This is a genomic window from Bacillus sp. LJBV19 (assembly GCF_017797845.1).
Classification (GTDB): Bacteria; Bacillota; Bacilli; order Bacillales; family Bacillaceae; genus Bacillus; species Bacillus velezensis.
In genome coordinates, this window is sequence record NZ_CP072563.1 from 2590764 (window position 1) to 2610354 (window position 19591).

Here is a 19591-nt window from a genome sequence, read left to right on the forward strand (position 1 = left end):
TTCATGAACGTTTCGATTTATTTGAAATTTATATTTGTTTTCATAAAAAAAAGACGGAAAACGTAGGTTTTCCGCCTGCTCTAGTACCAATAATACGGTGCTATATATCTTGTCTGCCGGGAAAGCGCCGCCATTCTCTGCCGGCGGTACGGGTTGCCGTAGCCGTGTTTAAATGAATGGGGCATCGACGCATACCCGTGCCCGATGGATGGAATTCTGTTCTGACCGCCTTGCATGCTATCACCCGCTTACCAATTTTTCTTTCTTTACCATGGTATGCAGGCCGTCTGCGACGTGACAGCAGCATCCTCGCTAAACCTGGTCCTTCTCCATTGTGTAATGATTCAGCAGTTCAATTCTGAACATGATGATCTCCTCCTTCTCCTCCGTTTTGGCCCTTCGTGTCCGTTAGTTCATATAAAAATGTTTCAGCTGGCGTTCTTTCGCTTCATTATAAAACTCTTCGACCTGCTGTTCTCGTTCATACTCTTCCGCACTTTTAAAACGCTTTGAAATGGTCAGTGTTAAAAAGAAAAGATTAATGGTCATTATCGCTCACCCCCTTTCAATATCCGCACAAGCGAAAATAACCCGCAGCAAAGTTCATATGCGCTGCGGGCAGACTGAATCCGCAGACAAAAGAAGACGGTGCTTCTTTCCCTGCGGGGAGCTGCGAATGTCCTGATACTCCGAAATTAACGTGCTTGACGGGCAGAGGTTAAGGAAGGACACGAACTCTTCCACAGGCTGAATCGGTTCAATTGTAGATTTTGATTGCCGTTTAACGTCGTCATGTGATTCAACCTCCCTTTGCTTTTTTCTTACTTTGTAAGTATATCCATCAACTTCCATTTTGTAAACATTTTTTTCAAGATTTGGACGGAAAATGTGCTGGCATTCCGCTTCAATTGTCCGTGTTTTCCGGCATCTTTCTTACCTCAGGAAACTCTTTTCATCCCTTGCTTTTTCTGATCTTTTTTTGAATATGCAATAAAATAAATAAGGCCGACAAACACTGCCCCGCCGATGACATTCCCGATAAAGGCCGGAATGAGATTGCCAATCAGATCACCCCACGAAAAAGAACCTGCAAAAATCGCAGCCGGGATGATAAACATATTGGCTACAACGTGCTGAAAACCAATTGCGACAAACGCCATAATCGGAAACCATATACCCGCGATTTTTCCGGCTCCGTCTTCTGCGCCGAAAGAAAGCCAGACGGCCAAACAGACAAGCCAGTTACAGCCGATCGCCGAAACAATGACTTTTCCAAACGGCATATCCAATTTGCCTTGCGCGACCGCAATCGTTTTTTCCAAGTAAGGTCCTGTTTCGGTTAATCCGACAACATGTCCGAAAAAGTAAGCGACAAACAGTGCGCCGACAAGATTCATCAACGTCACGATCACCCAATTTTTCACTAATGCACCGGCGGATATTCTTCTGGAAAACAGCGCCATGGATACCGACATCATATTTCCCGTAATCAGCTCCGCGCCGGCAAGAACGACGAGCACCAATCCGATGGGAAACACGGACGCCCCGATTAAACTCGACAGGCTTCCCCATTCTTTCGGAAGGTCGCCGATGACACGGATATCAAGCAAATAACCGAGTGCGATAAACGCTCCTCCCAAAAATCCTAATACAATCAGTGCTGAAAGCGGTGAATGCACCTTTTTTACCCCTGATTCGACCGCAAGCTCCGCTATTTCGTCCGGTTTACGAAAAGCCATAATAACCCCTCCATTTAACAATTCAGCCCGCAGTTTCCAAAGACGCCTAACAAAAAAGGCAGCATTCAACTAACCCGTCTGAAAAAACGAGGGTTTGAATGCTGCCTAACTTGTATGCATACCCATACAACAATATCAAGCAGAATGAAAATATGCGGTATAGAATATGTACAGATCATGCACACATTCCATAAAAAATCGTCCTTAGGCCACTGCCGGCAGTTCATATCATATCAAATGTGACAATTTCGTGTCAATTGAATATTGTCAGCTTTTGATTTCTTCTTTATGCTCTTCAATTGAGCGGTCAAAGACAAACACCGATACAGCAATATTTTCCTCTATTTTTATATCTGAAAACAGATGCACCAGCTTTGCTCCGATGAGCTCTTCCATTCCGTCAGGCGTTTGTTTTGAATACAGTTCCTGAATTAAGCTGGTTCGCGCCGCATGAACCATTTCTCTTCCTTCAGGCGTGCGTGCGATAAACTGCTCACTTGCGCTTAGATTGCCGTAAAGTGTAGATACCGCCATGTTATCCACAAAAACGGTGTGAATTCGTTCAGGCCCCTTTCCAAATAATTCTTTGCGCAATTTCCGGATAATATCGTTAAATTCATGAATTTTTTTAGACATATTGTCCCCTCCGATTTTAGCCTATGAAAGACATTCCCGGTTCCCCTTTGTGACATTTCACCTGGTTAAAGTTTTCCTTTCGTATTGTATTATAATAAATATCACCTTATAATAAAAGCAGTGAAGATGGATTTGTAATAGGAAACGTGTTACGAGTCTATCGTTTTATACAAATAGGATTGGTCTGTTAGTAAGACTTGCTAGTGAACTATTCCGCCATGCGTATTTATACCGTTCTCCGGACAGGAGGCCGGTATCTATGTGCATGGCTTTTTTTCGAGTTTAAAAGATGGAGGGGAATTGGAAGTGACAGACGTTCAGTCTATCCGTGTCAAAATTGACGGCACGGAGTATGAAGCACCAGAGGGGTCTAAGATTTTAGATATTTTAAACCAAAACGGAATTGAGATTCCGCAAATATGCCATGTACCGGAAGTGGATCCGATTCAAACATGTGACACCTGTATTGTTGAAGTAAACGGGAAATTGCAGCGCTCTTGTTCCACGGCTGCAGAAAACGGGATGTCCATCTCGCTTACGTCGGGAAGGGTAAAAGAGGCTCAGACAGAGGCCATGGACCGCCTGCTCGAGAATCACCTGCTTTACTGTACGGTATGCGATAACAACAACGGCAACTGCACACTGCATAATACAGCGGAAATGATGGGAATTGAGCATCAGAAATATCCATATACGCCGAAAGATGATTCAAAGTGCGCGGTTGATATGTCTCACCCGTTTTACCGCTATGATCCGAACCAATGCATCGCCTGCGGCCAATGTGTGGAAGTGTGTCAAAACCTTCAGGTGAATGAGACTCTTTCAATTGATTGGGAGCGCGACCGCCCGCGGGTCATTTGGGATGAAGGCGTCGCCATTAATGAATCTTCCTGCGTCAGCTGCGGCCAGTGTGTCACTGTCTGTCCTTGTAACGCACTGATGGAAAAATCAATGCTCGGCCAAGCCGGATTTATGACAGGTATAAAAGAAGATGTTATGGAACCGATGATTGATTTAGTAAAAAATGTTGAACCCGACTATACAAGCATCTTCTCCGTGTCTGAAGTGGAAGCGGCTATGCGCGATAAACGGACGAAAAAAACAAAAACAGTCTGCACGTTCTGCGGCGTCGGATGCTCTTTTGAAGTATGGACAAAAGGCCGTGACATCCTTAAAATTCAGCCTGTTTCCGATGCTCCGGTTAACGCGATTTCCACTTGTGTGAAAGGGAAATTCGGCTGGGACTTCGTGAATTCGGAAGAACGGATTACAAAACCGCTCATCCGGAAAAACGGCGCATTTGTTGAATCGTCATGGGAAGAAGCTCTTGATCTTGTCGCTTCAAGACTCGGTTCGATCAAGGCCGAACACGGAAATGGTTCTGTCGGTTTTATTTCTTCTTCTAAAATTACGAATGAAGACAACTACGTCATTCAAAAATTGGCACGCCAAGTATTTGAAACCAACAACGTGGATAACTGCTCACGCTACTGCCAGTCACCGGCAACGGACGGCTTATTCCGCACCGTCGGTATGGGCGGAGACGCCGGCACAATTAAAGATATCGCAAAAGCGGGCCTCGTGCTCATCGTCGGCGCCAATCCGGCGGAAGGACATCCGGTTCTGGCCACTCGCGTGAAACGCGCCCATAAGCTGCACGGCCAAAAACTGATTGTTGCCGATCTGCGCAGAAATGAAATGGCTGAACGGTCCGACCTCTTTATCAGCCCGAAACAAGGGACTGACCAGGTCTGGCTCATGGCAGTAACGAAATATATGATTGACCAAGGCTGGCACGATCAAGCGTTTATTGATGAAAATGTCAACTACTTTGATGATTATAAAGAAACGCTGGAAAAATACACATTGGAATATGCGGAGCGCATCACCGGACTTTCTCAGGATACGATCATCCGCATTGCCGAAATGATTCGTGATGCAGACGGCACTTGTGTTCTTTGGGGCATGGGCGTAACCCAGAATACAGGCGGCTCTGATACATCAGCGGCGATTTCCAACCTGCTGCTTGCCACAGGAAACTACCGCCGTCCGGGTGCCGGAGCCTATCCGCTGCGGGGACATAACAACGTTCAAGGCGCTTGCGATATGGGAACTCTTCCAGGCTGGCTTCCGGGATATCAGCATATTACAGATGATGCGGCACGCGCTAAATTCGAAAAAGCTTACGGTGTTGAAATTGACGGCAAGCCGGGTCTTGATAATATCGAAATGCTCCATGCGATTGAAGAAGGAAACATGAAAGCCATGTATCTCGTCGGTGAAGATATGGCGCTCGTCGATTCAAACGCCAACCATGTTCATGACATTTTATCCAGCCTTGATTTCTTTGTTGTACAGGATATTTTCCTTTCAAGAACGGCGCAATACGCGGATGTCATCCTGCCTGCGGTTCCATCTCTTGAAAAAGACGGAACATTTACAAACACAGAGCGTCGTGTGCAAAGATTGTATCAGGCGCTTCCGACACTCGGCGATGCAAAACCCGACTGGTGGATTATTCAGGAAGTCGCCAATCGTTTAGGCGCTGATTGGAATTACACGCATCCTAGCGACATTTTCTCAGAAATGGCGAGCCTTTCTCCGCTGTTCGGAAAAGCAAGCTACGACGTTCTTAGCGGCTGGAACAGCTTCCTGTGGGGAAGCTTTACGGGAGAAAGCACTCCGCTTCTTTATGAAGACGGCTTTAACTTCCCGGACAAAAAAGCCCGCTTTGCGCTGAGCGATTGGGTGGAGCCTGCTGTATTCCCTGAAGAATATGACCTGCATATTAACAACGGACGGATGCTTGAACATTTCCACGAAGGAAACATGACAAACAAGTCAAAAGGCATTCAGTCTAAAGTTCCGGATGTATTTGTTGAAGTATCGCCGGAGCTCGCGGCTGAACGCGGAATTTGCGACGGAACAATGATCCGGCTCGTCTCTCCTTTTGGGGCGGTTAAATTGAACGCGCTTGTGACAGACCGCGTCCGCGCAAATGAGCTTTATCTGCCGATGAACTCTACAGATAAAGATTCTGCGATTAATTTCCTGACCGGGCCTGCGTATGATTCACGGACACATACACCTGCCTATAAGCAGACAAAAGTCCGCATGGAAGTGCTCGGTTCCTGTGATACTCCGCCGCTTCCGAAAACGAATCCGCGGAACAAAAAACGTCATCCGCAAAACGGTGTGGAAGCTCAGCGAAAATGGAACCGTCCGGGCTATGTGCACTTAACTGATTAAGGAAAGGAGGAAACATTATGGCAAGCCCAATTACTGAAATTCAAAAAGAAACGAAAACAGAGGAACAGCTGAAAGCTGAAAAACTGGAAGAGCTGAAGACGCTTCTCGCAGAAAATGAAGAAGCCGTCGCGAAAACGATGTCCATCATGGCAGAGCTGAATAGCTTGGGCATTTTTGATGCCGCCGGCTATATGCTCCAGGCAAAAGAGGAGATTGCCAAAATCGCACTCGGACAGATTTCCCGGGAACCTGTCACCAATCTCCTGAATACGATGATGGCCGCGGGAGGCGCGCTGTCAAAAGCTGATCCCGAATTTATGGGCAGACTTTTAGAAAGCGCCATGGCCGGTACGGATCAGGCGCAAAGATTTTTAAAAGAGGACAGGAAAGTCAGTATGTTTGAACTGATGAAAGCCGTCGGTGATCCTGATATTAACCGCGCGCTCGGCTTCGGGCTGCAGTTTTTAAAAGGAATGGGAAAAGAATTACGCGAAACTCCGTCTGAATAAGAAACGAAAAAGCCATTGTCAATAGACAATGGCTTTTTTTTATTCATCGGCCTCTTCCAGCCTCTTTTTATAAATAAGTGAACGGTCAACGCAGAAATAAGCGCCCGCTAAAAATACACAATCCGTTACAAACATCAGCATTTTCTGGCCCGCAGTCAGCCCTTGTCCGGGAAGAACCGCGCCGATATAAATGAAGGTGCTGACTGCAAGCAGAATAAATGCGTAATGCTTAAAATCTTCTATTAATGATTTCAGTCTTTTCTTCTCCATATAAGGTCACCTGCCAGTTTTATAGTCTACCAACATTATAATACAAGCTGACAGCCGACAGAGAATGTAAATCTATCCATTCTTTATAAAAGTGAATCAAGCGCCTGTTTCACATCCGCCGTTAAATCCTCAGTATCCTCAATACCGACTGAGATCCGCACGAGCCCGTCGGTAATGCCAAGCGCAAGCCGGCGGTCGCGCGGGATCGAAGCGTGCGTCATTCTGGACGGCACGGAAATTAAGCTTTCAACCGCTCCTAAACTTTCCGCGATCGTAAACAGGTTCAATTTTTCTAAAAACGCGTCGACGCGTTCGCTGCTGCCGACATCAAAGGAAATCATTCCGCCGAAACCGGAGCTTTGCGCTTTTGTCAGCTCATGGCCCGGATGTTTCGCTGATCCCGGATAGTAGAGCGTTTGAACGGCATCATGCGCTTCAAGCAGCCCGGCGATTTTTCCGGCGCTGTGATTGATGGCATCCATTCTGAGTCCCAGCGTTTTAATCCCTCTCATCAAAAGCCATGAATCCTGCGGTCCTAAAACGCCGCCTGTTGAGTTTTGCACGTAATGAAGCTTTTCGCCCAGTTCTTTATCAGCCGTGACGACTAAGCCGCCGACGACATCACTGTGGCCGCCGAGATATTTTGTCGCGCTGTGCAGCACGAGGTCCGCGCCGAAGCTGAGCGGCTGCTGGAAATACGGCGTGTAAAACGTATTATCGACGATAAGCAATACGCCCGCTTCTTTTGCGATGTCAGACATCAGTTTGAGGTCAGTCACTTTCAATAGCGGATTTGTCGGTGTTTCGATATAAATGGCTTTCGTATTCGGGCGAATGGCCTTTTTGACTTTTTCTTCATTGCTCGTATCAACAAAGTCCGCTTCAATGCCGAAGCGGTTCAGCACACCTGTCATCACCCGGTAAGTGCCGCCGTATACATCATCCGTCAAAATAACATGATCGCCGCTGTCAAACAGCATCATGACGGCAGTAATCGCAGCCATGCCTGAGCCGAACGCATATCCCGCCGCGCCGCCTTCAAGCTCCGCAATTAAGCTTTCAAGCGCCGTCCGCGTCGGATTGGCCGTTCTTGAATATTCATAACCCGTGTGCTCGCCCGCTTTCGGCTGCCGGTACGTGCTTACTTGATAAATCGGTACGGAAACCGCTCCTGTTTTTTCATCTCCCGTAATTCCTCCGTGCACCATCAGCGTTTTTTTCTTCATCTTACTGACCTCCTTGAAAAATGTTTTTGCTTATATATCGATCGCTGCCATCAGGGAAAATAGTGACGATATTTGATCCGGCGGGCGCTTTTTTCGCTTCTTCAAGCGCTGCATAAAGAGCCGCCCCTGAAGAGCTTCCGATTAAGAGGCCTTCTTTCTCGGCCGCTTCTCTGACAAGCGAAAACGCCGTATCGTCCTCCACCGTGTAAATGGCGTCAAAATGGTTCTCGTCCATATAATCCGGGATAAACTCCATGCCGATGCCTTCCGTTTTATGGGCATGCGGCTCTCCTCCGTTCAGGATCGAGCCTTCCGGTTCAACGATCACCGTTTTGACGGCAGGATTTTTCTCCTTTAAATAAGCTGCCGTACCGGCAAAGGTGCCGCCGGAACCCGCTCCTGCGACAAAAGCGTGGATATCCCCGCCGAGCGCGTTCCATATTTCGGGCCCGATCGTTTTATAGTAAGTCAATGGATTTACTCGGTTTTTAAATTGCAGAACGGCATAAGAATTATTAATCTCTCTCTCCAGTTCAACCGCTTTTCGAATGGCTCCCTGCATGCCTTCTTCTCTCGGCGTATGCACGATGTCCGCTCCGAGAGCTTTCATAATTTGCTGCTTTTCTCTGCTGAAATGCTCCGGGACGCAAAAAACGGCGCGAAGCTGATGCTTTCTGGCGCACAGAGCGAGTCCGATCCCGGTGTTTCCGGCAGTCGCCTCAATGATAACGCCGCCCGGTTTCACCTTTCCAGTGCGAAGCGCATCTTCAATGAGCATCCCGCCCAGCCTGTCTTTAATGCTTCCGCCCGGATTCATCATCTCAAGCTTAGCATAAACCGCTGTTCCCTCCGGTATATCAAAATGCTTGAGACGGAGCAGCGGTGTATTTCCGATCAGTTCTGTAATATCTGTTATCACGTTCAATATATGTCCTCCTCCTGGAAAAGCGGAGGAGAACGAGAATCCCCCGCTTAGTGAATTCGTTTGATGACATTCAGGACAAGCTCAGTTGAATGAACGGCAGCCTGTTCTAAAAATTTATCAAATGAAACGTCAGATTCTTTTCCGGCAATATCAGATAAAGCTCTGATGACAACAAAAGGCGTTTTGAACTGGTGGCACACCTGTGCGACAGCCGCAGCTTCCATCTCAACCGCGTACAAATCCGCAAATTTGGCGCGTACGTCTTCAACCCGCTTCGGATCATTCATAAAAGAATCTCCCGTAGCGATTGTGCCTTTGGCGACTTGAATGCCGTTCAGTTCAGAAACCGCTTCCTCAGTAATACTGATCAGCTTTTCATCAGCTTTGTATGCTGCCGGAAGACCCGGCACCTGTCCGTATTCATAGTCAAACGCCGTCACATCCACGTCATGATGGCGGACATCTGTTGAGATGACGACGTCGCCTACATTCAATGTATGATGAAAACCGCCCGCTGAGCCTGTGTTAATCACATAATCAGGTTTGAAACGGTCAAGCAGAAGCGTCGTGCTGATCGCGGCGTTGACTTTCCCGATACCCGATTTCAGCAAGATGACTTCGACGCCTTCATAGCTGCCAGTTGTAAACTCACAGTGAGCGATCATCTCTTGTTTTGCGTCTTTCAGTTTGCTTCTTAAAATCGTAACTTCCTCTTCCATTGCTCCGATGACTGCCAGTTTCATTTATACACAATCCCTTCGATTTACCGTTTAATCGCCTCCATTATCCAGACAAAGTCATTTTGCTGCGTAAACCGCGCGGCAAATCCCTCTTCTGAAAAGATGTTTTTCATTGTCGCGAGTGTCGGATAATGTTCCGTCTTTAAATCGTCCGCTAATTGATGATAGCCGTTTCGGCTTGCTTTTTGAATGGCTTCATCATAAGCTTCATGATCTTTAAAGACAGTATCGGCAAACACTATTTTATCATGCTTCTGAAGGATTGCGCCATACTGCTTTACAGCCGTTCGCTTTTCTTCATCGGTTAAATGATGAAAGGCGTACGAGCTGACGATGGTATCTATTTGAAAAGGCGGAGCGGGAAACTCCAGAAAATCTCCGTCACTGAACACGGCTTTGTCAGAAAGCTTGTCAGCCGCCAGTTTTCTCATTGACGGAGACGGTTCTACACCAAACACCTTTTTGTTCGCGGCGGCTAATTTCGCCGTTAAATTCCCCGTTCCCGGTCCGAACTCTAAAACGTTTGAACCTGAAAGTGCGACGATGCTGTCAAGAATGTTGTCATATCCTTTAAAAACAGCAGCATATTGTTTGTCAGCCCCGTGCACTGTGGCGTCATAAGTCGCTGCCCAATCTTCAAATAAAGGAATAAATTCACGGCCCATATTTTTCACTCTCCATAATTTATAATTCCTATGAGTATAGTATGGATTAATCATGGAACAGTTCCTATCCTACCACAAAAAAGAATGGAAGGGTACTAAAATACTTTGGGATTATTGCGCAATTACGGCAGAAAGGCTTATACTTTCATTGACTCAGAAGAAAAATCAGGAGGATCTGTACTGATGAATTTTCAATTGGATTTAATCAAAGATAAAGTAGAATTTTTCGAAGCGGCATCTTTGCAGGAGCTTGAAAAGAAAATAAACGTTCAGATTGAAAACAACCAGGCGATTATGCTTCGCGTCCGTTCCGTATCCCATCAGGTGACGGCCGTTGACGGCAGAATCCTTTACAGTGCGTCGGTGCATTTTTCAGCTGACGTATGACAGAAAAAAGCAGCTGATTACTCAGCTGCTTTTTTGCGGTTATTTTAAGGTTTCTACTTTTGTCGGCTTCCAGCCTTTTTTGTCTTTCCAAGTGATGGTGACCTGATACTTTTTGCCGTTCGTTTTGTCTAAAACTTTACCCTTCGCATCTTGCGGGCTTCCATTGTTTCCGAGCCACAGCACTGTCATGTGATCTTTTGACACGCCGGTTGCGTAAGAGATGGCGTCAAGCATTTCGGACCAGTCTTCAGAGCTTGAGTCATACGTCGCCGCATGTTCTCCCGTCTGCTTTGTGCCGACCGCTTTCCATTTTGGGTTAACAATTGTTTTCTCGACATCGCTTGATGAGCCGCCCTCTGTTATTTTTGCGCCTTTAAAAGGATCGCTTGAATCAGAGTCTTTTTTGCTGCTGTCATCACTTTTCGATGAATCATCGTCTTTTTTGCTGTCAGAGTCTGAAGATGAATCAGATGTGTCCTTATCCTGTTTATCTTTTTTGTCATCGTCTGATGCCGTATCTTTTTTGCTGTCTTTTATGTCTTCATCCGATGTCTGCTTCGTCTTGCCTGATGCAGGTGTTTCCTGCTTCTGGCTCGTGTCCGCTTTTTCGCTCACGTCGCCCGACGGACTGTTGATGAAGAGGCTGACGGCAACGACAACAATAAGAATAGATACGATAGCAATTAAAATGTTAAGCACCATATTTGCTTTTCTGCGCTTATCACGGTTTTCAAAACGAGATTGTTTATTGCTCAATCATTCTGCACTCCTTTATCCCTCTTGCTCAGCATATATTTTAACATGGGCTGAGCGGTTGTTCTATGTCTGATTTATTTCATTTTCATGTACCTTTTTAACAATATCATAAAACACTGTATTTGTCAGAGCCTTATCCCCCGGCGTGTCCATGTGCAGCACCACGAGAGCGTATTTCGGCTTGTCCGCGGGAAAGTATCCCGCAAACCATTTGTGGTAAAGCGTCTGTTTTTCTTTTGTGAACATTCCCGTCTGGGCCGTTCCCGATTTGCCTGCTATCTCATACGGCAGATCCTGAAACCTTCGGCCGGTTCCTTTCGGTGAGGCGACGACTTCTCTGAGAATTTTTTGAAGCTGCTGCGCCGTATATTTGTCGATGTTTTCCCCTTTTAACTGCTGATCTTTGAATGACGCCATCGTCGTTTTGTTTTTGTATTCAATTTTGTCCGCGATTTTGACTTGTTTTTTTTCACCGCCGCGCGCGATCGCCGCCATCATATTGGCGACTTCAAGAGGCGTGACTTTCACGTTTTTTTGCCCGATCGCTGTCTGTGCGACGGCTTTTTTTACGGTTTTGTCTTTGTCATCTCCCCAAATGACCCCGCTTTTTTCATTATACAGCTGCCTGAATCCGTCTTCCCGGTACAGCTTGCCTTCCCAGCCCGCCCGCTGGGTGAGACCGAGTTTTTCCGCCATGTTTTCAATAACGGAATCATCTTTTTTGATCAATTTTTCCGCAAGGCTTGTAAACGTATAATTGCAGCTTTGGGCAAAGCTTTCTCCAAAACTGAGCGTGCCTTTGTCATCCCCCGGCTCTCCGTACAGGTTGAGATTGCAGTTAAAGGATGTGCCCGGCTTCACTTCGTTTTGTTCTATTGCGGCTGCGGCGATCACCGTTTTAAATACTGATCCCGGATAAATCGGCGTCAGCATGTAATTTTGCAGTGTCTGCTGCTTTGACATGTCGGCGTCAGGCTTTGATACCATTCCGAGCACACTGCTTTTTTCAATGTCTAAAAGGACGGCTCCCCCCTTTTTTAACCCGCGGTCTTTCAATACATCTTCCATTGCTTTTTGAATATTGCGGTCGATGGAGGTTTTGACTTGCAGCGGATAAAACGCGTTTGCTTCAGCCGTATATTTGACGTCCATTCCGAATAAAGGGTTTCCCCTTCCGTCGACATGATATAAAAGTTTTGTGTCCTGATCCGCCAGTAAAAACTCATCAAACGTCCGCTCCATCCCGCTTGTCCCGATTTTTGCCGTGATCGGCAGTTCCTTCCTGCCGGGGTATTTCTTTTTCAAAAGCTCAGGGTCCTGGTTTGTCGCGCCCAACAGATGAGCGGCTATGTTTGTTTCTTTGCTGTCTTTCATATATACGCCGTAAATGCCGGGATATTTCAAAGAATTGATATTTGACACGGATTGTTTCGTCAAATGTTTTATTTTTCTGCTGTTCAGGATCACCGGTTTTTTTGCTTCCGTGAGCAGCTGCCTGAGCTCCCCCTGTTTCATTCCGAGAATGTCTGATACCCGGTCAACCGGCCAATCCTGCGTCACGAGAAAAGGAAACAGTATGACGGCAGGCTGCTTTTTTCCGGTCAGTTCTTTGCCGTTCCGATCAAGAAAAGAGCCGCGTCCGTCTGAAATAAGGACTTCTTCCGTCCGCTGCTTGACGCTTTCCTGAATCAGATTAATATTGGATTTTGAAAAAGATTCTGTAAAAAACAGCTGAATTTCAGCCAGCCTGGCAAGGAGAAAGAAAAACACGAGCAGAAAACAAATCACGGCCGTTTTCAGCCTTTTTGATACGATCATAAAAAACACCTCATCCACATTTTGGACGAGGTGTTTCATTGTTAAACGGATCTTATGAAATTTTCACAATTTTCACGAGCATTTCTCCGCCCGGCGTCTGAACTGTCACTTCTTCGTCCACTTTTCTGCCGAGCAGGCTTTTGGCGATTGGCGAGTCGTTTGAAATTTTCCCTTCAAACGGGTCAGCTTCAGCGCTTCCGACAATCGTGTAAGATTCTTCTTCACCGTCCGGCAATTCGATGAATGATACGGTTTTTCCCAAACCGACTACATTTGAACCGCCGTCGTCCTCGATGATTTTCGCATTGCGGATCATGTTTTCAAGCGTCGTGATGCGCCCTTCCACAAATGCCTGTTCTTCTTTTGCAGAATCATACTCAGAGTTCTCTGACAGATCTCCGAAGCTTCTTGCGATTTTAATGCGTTCTACTACTTCTTTACGTTTAACCGTTTTCAATTGCTCTAATTCTTGTTCAAGTTTTTGTTTTCCTTCGTGAGTCATCGGAAAAACTTTTTCTTGTGCCATGTTCCTTCACTCCTTGGTGGTTGTCCCTCAACAATAACGTGTGATTATGTATGAGAGCATAAACGAAAAAATCAAGAATGAGAACACAGGGCAGTCCTCGTTCTTCTCTCCCATATAGGTACTGTTTATCTTAAACTGAATGTGTGTTTTCTGCAAATGTTTCGGTTTATAAACAGGGAAAGAAGGGAACTGTCTCATTCCCTTCCAGCCTATACATAATATGGTCTGAGTTATTTATGTCTATGCTATGGTATTACAAAATTGCATTTTGTTCAAGGATCGTTTGAATCTTCGTGACCATCAGATCAATCGCGACGTGGTTTTGCCCGCCTTCCGGAATAATGATGTCCGCGTAGCGTTTCGTCGGTTCAACAAACTGATTGTGCATCGGTCTGACGACGGACACATACTGCTCAATGACAGAATCGATTGAACGGCCTCTTTCGTTAATATCTCTCATAATCCGTCTGATGATACGGAGATCCGCGTCCGTGTCGACATAAAGTTTCATATCCATGAGGTCGCGAAGTCTTTTATCTTCGAGAACAAGAATGCCTTCCAGAATAATGACATCCTTCGGCTCAACCGGAATGGTTTCCTCAGAACGCGTATGCAGTTTATAATCATAAATCGGCTTTTCTATCGGCCGGTAATTCAAAAGCTCTTGAATATGCTCGATTAAATAGTCATTATCAAATGCGAGCGGGTGGTCATAGTTTGTGTTCAGCCTTTCTTCAAACGGAAGATGGCTTTGGTCTTTATAATAAAGGTCTTGCTGGATCATTAAAATCGAGTGTCCTTTAAACTGTTCATAGATGGAACGGGTGACGCTTGTTTTTCCTGATCCGGAACCTCCTGCGATGCCTATAACTACAGGACTCTTACCCATTGGTGATTACTTCCCCTTTCTCATCATGTTGCTCGGATAAATCTTTTTGTCTACTTTAAATGTAACGATTTGCAGGGGATGGCGGGCAGCATCAAGCTCGTTTCCGTCTTCGTCCCAAATAGTGCCGATTGTGAATGTGAAATTGTCGATTTCAGGACCGAAAAATTCCACTTCGTCACCTTGTTTAAAGAAATTGCGCTGCTGGAGCGTCACCATTTGAGTGTCCTCGTTATACGCGAGCACGAGACCGGCAAAATCAAATGTTGTTTTCTTTCCGTGTTCACCGAACATCTGCTCTTCATACCCGGGCGTGCCTTCAAAGAAAGCAGGCGCGGTATCCCGGTTTGCACATTTGTCCAGCTCATCCAGCCATTCTTTTTGAATGACAAAGTTTTCAGGATCAGCGCAGTATGCGTCGATGACTTTGCGATACACGCTGACAACCGTCGCAACGTAATGAATTGATTTCATCCGGCCTTCAATTTTCAGGCTGTCGATGCCCATCTCGATCATTTGCGGAATGGATTCAATCAATTTTAAATCTTTCGGGCTCATCGCAAACGGAGCGTCTTCTTCATCATAGAGCGCGACCGCGTTTGCACCGTCTGTCTGATACAGGTCATAATCCCAGCGGCAGGACTGACAGCAGCCGCCGCGGTTGGAATCCCGGGCCGTCATGTGATTGCTCAGCACGCATCGGCCTGAATAAGCGATACACATGGCGCCGTGGATAAAGGTTTCAATTTCAATATCCACCTTTTCCTTCATTTCTTTAATTTCCAGTCCGCTCGTTTCACGGGCAAGCACCACGCGGTCAAGCCCTTCTTCTTTCCAGAACTGCACCGCTTTCCAGTTGGAAAGGGACTGCTGTGTGCTGAGGTGAATTTCTACGTCCGGGGCCACTCTCCGGCATGTTTCAATAATCAGCGGATCAGCGACGATAATTCCGGCAACTTTTGCGTCTCCCAACGCTTTTAAGTATTCTTCCAGACCGTCCATATTTTCATTATGGGCGAAAATGTTTGTTGTCACATATATTTTTGCCCCGTATTTTTTGGCAAATTCTACGCCCTCTGCGATTTCTTCTATTGAGAAGTTATCCGCATTTGAGCGGAGTCCGTATTCCTGTCCTCCGATAAAAACCGCGTCCGCTCCGTAATGAACGGCAATTTTTAATTTTTCAAGGTTTCCTGCCGGAGCAAGGAGTTCAGGTTTTTTCGTAATGACGCGTTTTCCGTTTACGACTTTGGAAATGGTTTGATTTACGGCTGTCATCCGTTGCACCCTCCTTTTTAATAGACCGTTTCTTTAAAGAAGAATCCTGTGTCGATGCTTCTGTTCACAGGCTGAATGCTTTCAATCCGCTCTATCCAGCTCTCTTTTTTCTCTTCGTATGTCTCTCGGCTTTCGAAGCACAAATCGATTGCTTCTCTGTACATGCGGGTCACTTCAGTTAAGTATTCAGGAGACTTCAAAACTCCGTCGATTTTGAAAGAATCGATGCCGGCGTCCATCAGGTCCTCTAATTCATCAATCATGCACACATCGTTCGGGCTCATGATGTGCGTGCCGTTTTCATCTTCAAAAATCGGGTATTTATTGCCCCGTTCCTTGTCATGCAGAAACATCCCCGCTTCTTTTTTCTTCTGTTCGATGTCCATGACTTTTCCCTGGTATTCGAAGTAATGGCCCACTAAAGAACGCTTCGATTGGAACATGCACGTCATTCCGTGGATTTGAATTTCAATTTCGACTTCGGCGTTTTCTTTTATGTCAATGATGCTGTCCATATTTAATTCCTTAGCCAGCACTGCCCGCCGTGCGCCTTTGCGTCCCCAGTAATTGCAGGAATAGTAGTTGGTTCCCGTTGTTTCCGTGCTCCAGTGCAGTTTAAGCTCGGGAGCCGCTTCACGCGCCGCCATTAAAACGGCCGGATCACCGAAAACAGCCGCATCAACGCCGGCCTCCTGCAAAAAGGCAAGATAGCCGTTCAGCTCGTCCACTTTTTCGTTGTGAAAAATAGCATTCACGGCGGCGTACACTTTCGCGCCTTCCTGATGAGCTGTCTTTACGGCTTCTTTTATATCTTCTCTTGAAAATTCACCGGCCAGTCTCAGGCCGTATCTCTGTTCTCCGACTAACAGGGCCGTTGCGCCCGCTTGAATGAGCGGAAGAATATCCTGTACAGAAGTCGGAGTCACCAAAAGTTCAGGTTTTTTCATGATCCTTCACCTCTTCTTTTTACTGATGGCGATGCCGTCTCCGACCGGCAGTATGACCGTTTGATAGTCAGGCCGGTTCATCAGCCATTGGTTATATTGATCAATTTTTTCAACAAGCTTCCGTCTTCTTTTCGGCTCAATGTCCGAGTGATTTTGCGCCACCAGTCCTTTAAACAGAACATTGTCCGTAAAAATGACTCCATCCGGCGCAAGCATCGGTTCATAGAGCTCAAAAAAGTTCGTGTACTGGCCTTTGGCCGCGTCGATAAAAATGGCATCATAAGGAGCCGTGACACGGACAGACTCAGAAAGTTCCAGCGCATCCCCGTGCATTACGTGAATCCGATTTTCCATTTCAAAGTCTTTTATATTGTTCACAGCTTCTTCATAGCGTTTGTCGTCCCGTTCAATCGTGTAAATATTCGCATCCGGAAGCTCAAGCGCCATCCGTATGGCGGAATATCCGATTGCCGCGCCGATTTCCAAAATGTTTTTCGCCTGTTGAATCGACAGCATTTGAAGCAGCACTTCAATGCCCGCTTCTTCCATAATCGGAACATGGTGCTCTTTTGCATAGGCTTCAAGCTTTTTCACTTTATCAGGCCGAGGCTTCAGCATCGCGTTTATATACTCGTTTATTTGTTCATACCGATCATTCACGGCAAACAGCCTCCGTTCTAAAAAGGAGTGCCCCTGACGAATCCGCGGGGACACTCTCTTAAGACACTTCTTTATCCATAAGTAAACAACCCGATATATTTTATCATAAAACCTTTCAGAATGGAATAAAAGGAGAGCTTTTGCCCTCCTTTTATTCGCTGTCTTTTTTGGAAATATACTTTTCCTTCGCTTTATTATGGTCTTTTAATGTTTTGGTGAAAACAACCTCGCCGTTTGATTTTGCAAGGAAATAGAGATAATCCGTTTTGTCAGGGCGGAGAGCCGCTTCCCATGATGAATCGCCGGCATTTGCAATCGGTCCCGGCGGCAGCCCCTTATGTTTATACGTATTAAACGGAGAATCAATTTTCAGGTCTTTGTAGTAGACCCGGCTTTTATGCTTACCGGCCGCATATAATACCGTCGGGTCAGTCTGCAGCGGCATTTTTTCTTCGAGCCTGTTGTAAAAAACACTGGCGATTTTGTGACGGTCGGCTTTGGCGGTGGCTTCTTCTTCAATAAGCGATGCCATTGTCAGCGCGTTATGGACGGAAAGTTTCTTTTTTTTCAGTTCAGATTTATACGTTTCGATACGGGTGTTTGTTTCCTGAACCATTGCCGTCAAAATCGTGTCAAGCGATGCATCCGGATCATTAAACGGATATGTGGCCGGATACAGATAGCCTTCGAGCGGATGCTTGAGCTTCTTGTTTGAAAGCGCGTCCGTTATCGTATCAGGAAACTGTTTTTTCAGTTTGCCGATGAATGTTTTGTCATCCAGTTTCGCTATGATCTCTTCTTTTGAATATGATGTTTCTTTTGCGATCGCATCCGCAATCTGCGTAAGCTGTTTTCCTTCAGGAACGGAGATCTGAAAGGCATATCCCGTTGATCCCGCGGTCAGTTTTTTGATAATCGCATCCGCATCCATTCCTTTATTCAGGTGGTAAAATCCCGCCTGAAACCCGGAAGCACCTTTATACTTCACATACAGCTGAAATGCTTTTTTGCTTTTGATGACATGCTGATCCTCAAGAATTTCAGCGATTGCCGAAACGGAAGAACCGCTCGGAATATTAATATTGACTGCCGTTTTGCTGCCTTTGTCAACCGGGGACAGCAGAGATTTTCCATAGAAAAAAGCACCGCCAATGATGATAAGCAGAGCGATCACGGAGGACAGTATTATCGTCGTTTTTTTGTTTTTACGCGGAAATGAATTTTTAGTCTGATTGATATTCATACAAGTATTTTCCTCCCAACAGCTCTTATACTACATGATTCATGTGCATTCGGCAATTTATTACAAAAAAAAGCCGAAGCGCATATGCGCTCCGGCTTTTTCCGTTCATTTTATTCTTCGTCTTCTTCCGCTAAAAACGTGTTCAGCGTTTCTTCGATCATTTCCCACTCTTCATCGGTTTCAATCGGCATCAGTTCGCCGTCTTCACCGTTTTCGTTCGGTTCGAAGCTTGAAGCGTGAATTTCGATTTCATCATCGTCTTGAGCATCAATCGGATAATAAAGTACGTAAGATTTGTTGAATGTGTCGTTTTCAAATGTGAACAGCACTTCGCAAAGCTGTTCGTTTCCTTGATCATCGACAATTGTAATGTGTTTTTCGCCGTGTTCCATTTCTTTCACCTCTTAGTTTAAACTGTCCAGATATCCTTGAAGGATCATGACAGCCGCCATTTTATCAATGACTTTTTTTCGTTTTTGCCTGCTGACGTCAGCCGCGATCAGCATTTTTTCAGCCGCCATCGTCGTCAGACGCTCGTCCCACAGCACAACAGGGACATTGTACGCTGTTTCAAGCAGTTTCGCAAATGTTTGGCTGGCTTCGCCTCTCGGACCGATTGTCCCGTTCATGTTTTTCGGAAAACCGAGCACGATCTTCTCTACATTATAGTCTTTCATCAGCTCGGATAAACGGTCCAGACCGTAATCTCCTTCAGCCTCGTTTATTTTTATCGTCTCAATGCCCTGAGCGGTCCAGCCCATTTCATCGCTTAAAGCTACGCCGAGTGTTTTCGTTCCAAGATCAAGTCCCAATATTCTCATGAATGTATTTACGCCTCTTTATGCTGTTCTAGATAGGATTTTACCAATTCCTCAATTAATTCGTCACGTTCCAGTTTGCGAATTAAGTTCCGGGCGTCGCGATGCCTAGGAATGTATGCAGGATCTCCAGACAGCAAGTATCCGACAATCTGGTTGATAGGATTGTACCCCTTTTCCTGAAGCGCATCATATACCGTATTCAGCACTTCTTCGACGTTTGTTTCAGCAGAATCATCGGAGAAATTAAATTTCATCGTTTTATCAAACGAGCTCACCGTTTTGCACCTCTTTCCCAAATTCGCAGGCAAAG

Annotated in this window: 23 protein-coding genes; 3 read left to right on the plus strand and 20 right to left on the minus strand. The window is 45.9% G+C overall.

From position 1 onward, the window contains the following. Positions 1-80: 80 nt before the first annotated feature. The 4 genes from J6600_RS12450 to J6600_RS12465 form a co-directional block, all read right to left on the minus strand. Positions 81-236 (minus strand): hypothetical protein, encoded by a 156-nt coding sequence (locus tag J6600_RS12450; RefSeq protein WP_007408227.1) that lies wholly within the window; start codon positions 234-236, stop codon positions 81-83. A gap of 172 nt (positions 237-408) precedes the next feature. Beyond that, the gene (locus J6600_RS12455; RefSeq protein WP_003152787.1) at positions 409-549 is read right to left on the minus strand and encodes a YrzI family small protein; all 141 of its coding nucleotides are present in this window, start codon (positions 547-549) and stop codon (positions 409-411) included. A gap of 389 nt (positions 550-938) precedes the next feature. Continuing rightward, positions 939-1739, minus strand: coding sequence for a formate/nitrite transporter family protein (locus J6600_RS12460; RefSeq protein ID WP_007408225.1), 801 nt, complete (start codon positions 1737-1739; stop codon positions 939-941). A 267-nt stretch (positions 1740-2006) separates the two neighbouring features. After that, positions 2007-2375 carry a Na-translocating system protein MpsC family protein gene (locus tag J6600_RS12465; RefSeq protein ID WP_007408224.1) on the minus strand — a complete coding sequence of 123 codons (369 nt, stop codon included), beginning with the start codon at positions 2373-2375 and terminating at the stop codon, positions 2007-2009. A gap of 306 nt (positions 2376-2681) precedes the next feature. Between J6600_RS12465 and fdhF the strand changes: the two genes are divergently transcribed. Both fdhF and J6600_RS12475 read left to right on the plus strand, forming a co-directional pair. Continuing rightward, a complete protein-coding gene (gene fdhF, locus J6600_RS12470; protein ID WP_209388355.1) occupies positions 2682-5624 on the plus strand; it encodes a formate dehydrogenase subunit alpha in 2943 nt (980 codons plus the stop codon). 17 nt (positions 5625-5641) lie between these two features. Next, positions 5642-6133, plus strand: a complete 492-nt coding sequence (locus J6600_RS12475) for a helical membrane plugin domain-containing protein (RefSeq protein ID WP_007612765.1) — start codon at positions 5642-5644, stop codon at positions 6131-6133. A gap of 39 nt (positions 6134-6172) precedes the next feature. Here the strand turns inward: J6600_RS12475 and J6600_RS12480 are convergent, their stop codons facing one another. The 5 genes from J6600_RS12480 to J6600_RS12500 all read right to left on the minus strand — a co-directional run bounded on the left by J6600_RS12480 (position 6173) and on the right by J6600_RS12500 (position 9959). After that, positions 6173-6403, minus strand: a complete 231-nt coding sequence (locus tag J6600_RS12480) for a YrhC family protein (RefSeq protein ID WP_012118061.1) — start codon at positions 6401-6403, stop codon at positions 6173-6175. Positions 6404-6486: 83 nt separating this feature from the next. Then, positions 6487-7629 carry a bifunctional cystathionine gamma-lyase/homocysteine desulfhydrase gene (locus J6600_RS12485; protein ID WP_021494369.1) on the minus strand — a complete coding sequence of 381 codons (1143 nt, stop codon included), beginning with the start codon at positions 7627-7629 and terminating at the stop codon, positions 6487-6489. Between the two features lies 1 nt (position 7630). Beyond that, complete coding sequence (locus J6600_RS12490; protein WP_032873891.1) at positions 7631-8554, minus strand: O-acetylserine dependent cystathionine beta-synthase; 924 nt, start codon at positions 8552-8554, stop codon at positions 7631-7633. Between the two features lie 47 nt (positions 8555-8601). Continuing rightward, the gene (gene mtnN, locus J6600_RS12495) at positions 8602-9297 is read right to left on the minus strand and encodes a 5'-methylthioadenosine/S-adenosylhomocysteine nucleosidase (protein WP_003152774.1); all 696 of its coding nucleotides are present in this window, start codon (positions 9295-9297) and stop codon (positions 8602-8604) included. A gap of 20 nt (positions 9298-9317) precedes the next feature. Continuing rightward, positions 9318-9959 (minus strand): class I SAM-dependent methyltransferase, encoded by a 642-nt coding sequence (locus tag J6600_RS12500; protein WP_032873890.1) that lies wholly within the window; start codon positions 9957-9959, stop codon positions 9318-9320. Positions 9960-10142: 183 nt separating this feature from the next. Here J6600_RS12500 and J6600_RS12505 point away from each other — a divergent pair, with 183 nt between their 5' ends. After that, the gene (locus J6600_RS12505; RefSeq protein WP_003152771.1) at positions 10143-10346 is read left to right on the plus strand and encodes a YrzA family protein; all 204 of its coding nucleotides are present in this window, start codon (positions 10143-10145) and stop codon (positions 10344-10346) included. Positions 10347-10385: 39 nt separating this feature from the next. Here the strand turns inward: J6600_RS12505 and J6600_RS12510 are convergent, their stop codons facing one another. The 11 genes from J6600_RS12510 to J6600_RS12560 form a co-directional block, all read right to left on the minus strand. Continuing rightward, positions 10386-11102, minus strand: a complete 717-nt coding sequence (locus tag J6600_RS12510; RefSeq protein WP_021494371.1) for a YrrS family protein — start codon at positions 11100-11102, stop codon at positions 10386-10388. 63 nt (positions 11103-11165) lie between these two features. Beyond that, on the minus strand, positions 11166-12920 hold the full coding sequence (locus J6600_RS12515; RefSeq protein ID WP_209387460.1) for a peptidoglycan D,D-transpeptidase FtsI family protein: 1755 nt from the start codon (positions 12918-12920) through the stop codon (positions 11166-11168). Between the two features lie 52 nt (positions 12921-12972). Then, on the minus strand, positions 12973-13446 hold the full coding sequence (gene greA, locus J6600_RS12520) for a transcription elongation factor GreA (protein ID WP_003152766.1): 474 nt from the start codon (positions 13444-13446) through the stop codon (positions 12973-12975). A gap of 253 nt (positions 13447-13699) precedes the next feature. Beyond that, on the minus strand, positions 13700-14335 hold the full coding sequence (gene udk, locus J6600_RS12525) for a uridine kinase (protein ID WP_003152763.1): 636 nt from the start codon (positions 14333-14335) through the stop codon (positions 13700-13702). 6 nt (positions 14336-14341) lie between these two features. After that, positions 14342-15610 carry a peptidase U32 family protein gene (locus J6600_RS12530; protein ID WP_017418217.1) on the minus strand — a complete coding sequence of 423 codons (1269 nt, stop codon included), beginning with the start codon at positions 15608-15610 and terminating at the stop codon, positions 14342-14344. Positions 15611-15627: 17 nt separating this feature from the next. After that, complete coding sequence (locus J6600_RS12535) at positions 15628-16557, minus strand: peptidase U32 family protein (protein WP_007408214.1); 930 nt, start codon at positions 16555-16557, stop codon at positions 15628-15630. Between the two features lie 6 nt (positions 16558-16563). Beyond that, the gene (locus tag J6600_RS12540) at positions 16564-17217 is read right to left on the minus strand and encodes an O-methyltransferase (protein WP_014418515.1); all 654 of its coding nucleotides are present in this window, start codon (positions 17215-17217) and stop codon (positions 16564-16566) included. A 151-nt stretch (positions 17218-17368) separates the two neighbouring features. Further along, positions 17369-18460 carry an endolytic transglycosylase MltG gene (gene mltG, locus J6600_RS12545; protein ID WP_160216532.1) on the minus strand — a complete coding sequence of 364 codons (1092 nt, stop codon included), beginning with the start codon at positions 18458-18460 and terminating at the stop codon, positions 17369-17371. A gap of 110 nt (positions 18461-18570) precedes the next feature. Then, a complete protein-coding gene (locus J6600_RS12550; RefSeq protein ID WP_003152751.1) occupies positions 18571-18852 on the minus strand; it encodes a DUF1292 domain-containing protein in 282 nt (93 codons plus the stop codon). A 12-nt stretch (positions 18853-18864) separates the two neighbouring features. Beyond that, entirely contained in the window at positions 18865-19281 is a 417-nt protein-coding gene (gene ruvX / locus J6600_RS12555) for a Holliday junction resolvase RuvX (protein WP_003152750.1), read from the minus strand. 8 nt (positions 19282-19289) lie between these two features. Beyond that, positions 19290-19556 carry an IreB family regulatory phosphoprotein gene (locus tag J6600_RS12560; protein ID WP_012118070.1) on the minus strand — a complete coding sequence of 89 codons (267 nt, stop codon included), beginning with the start codon at positions 19554-19556 and terminating at the stop codon, positions 19290-19292. Positions 19557-19591: the final 35 nt, after the last annotated feature.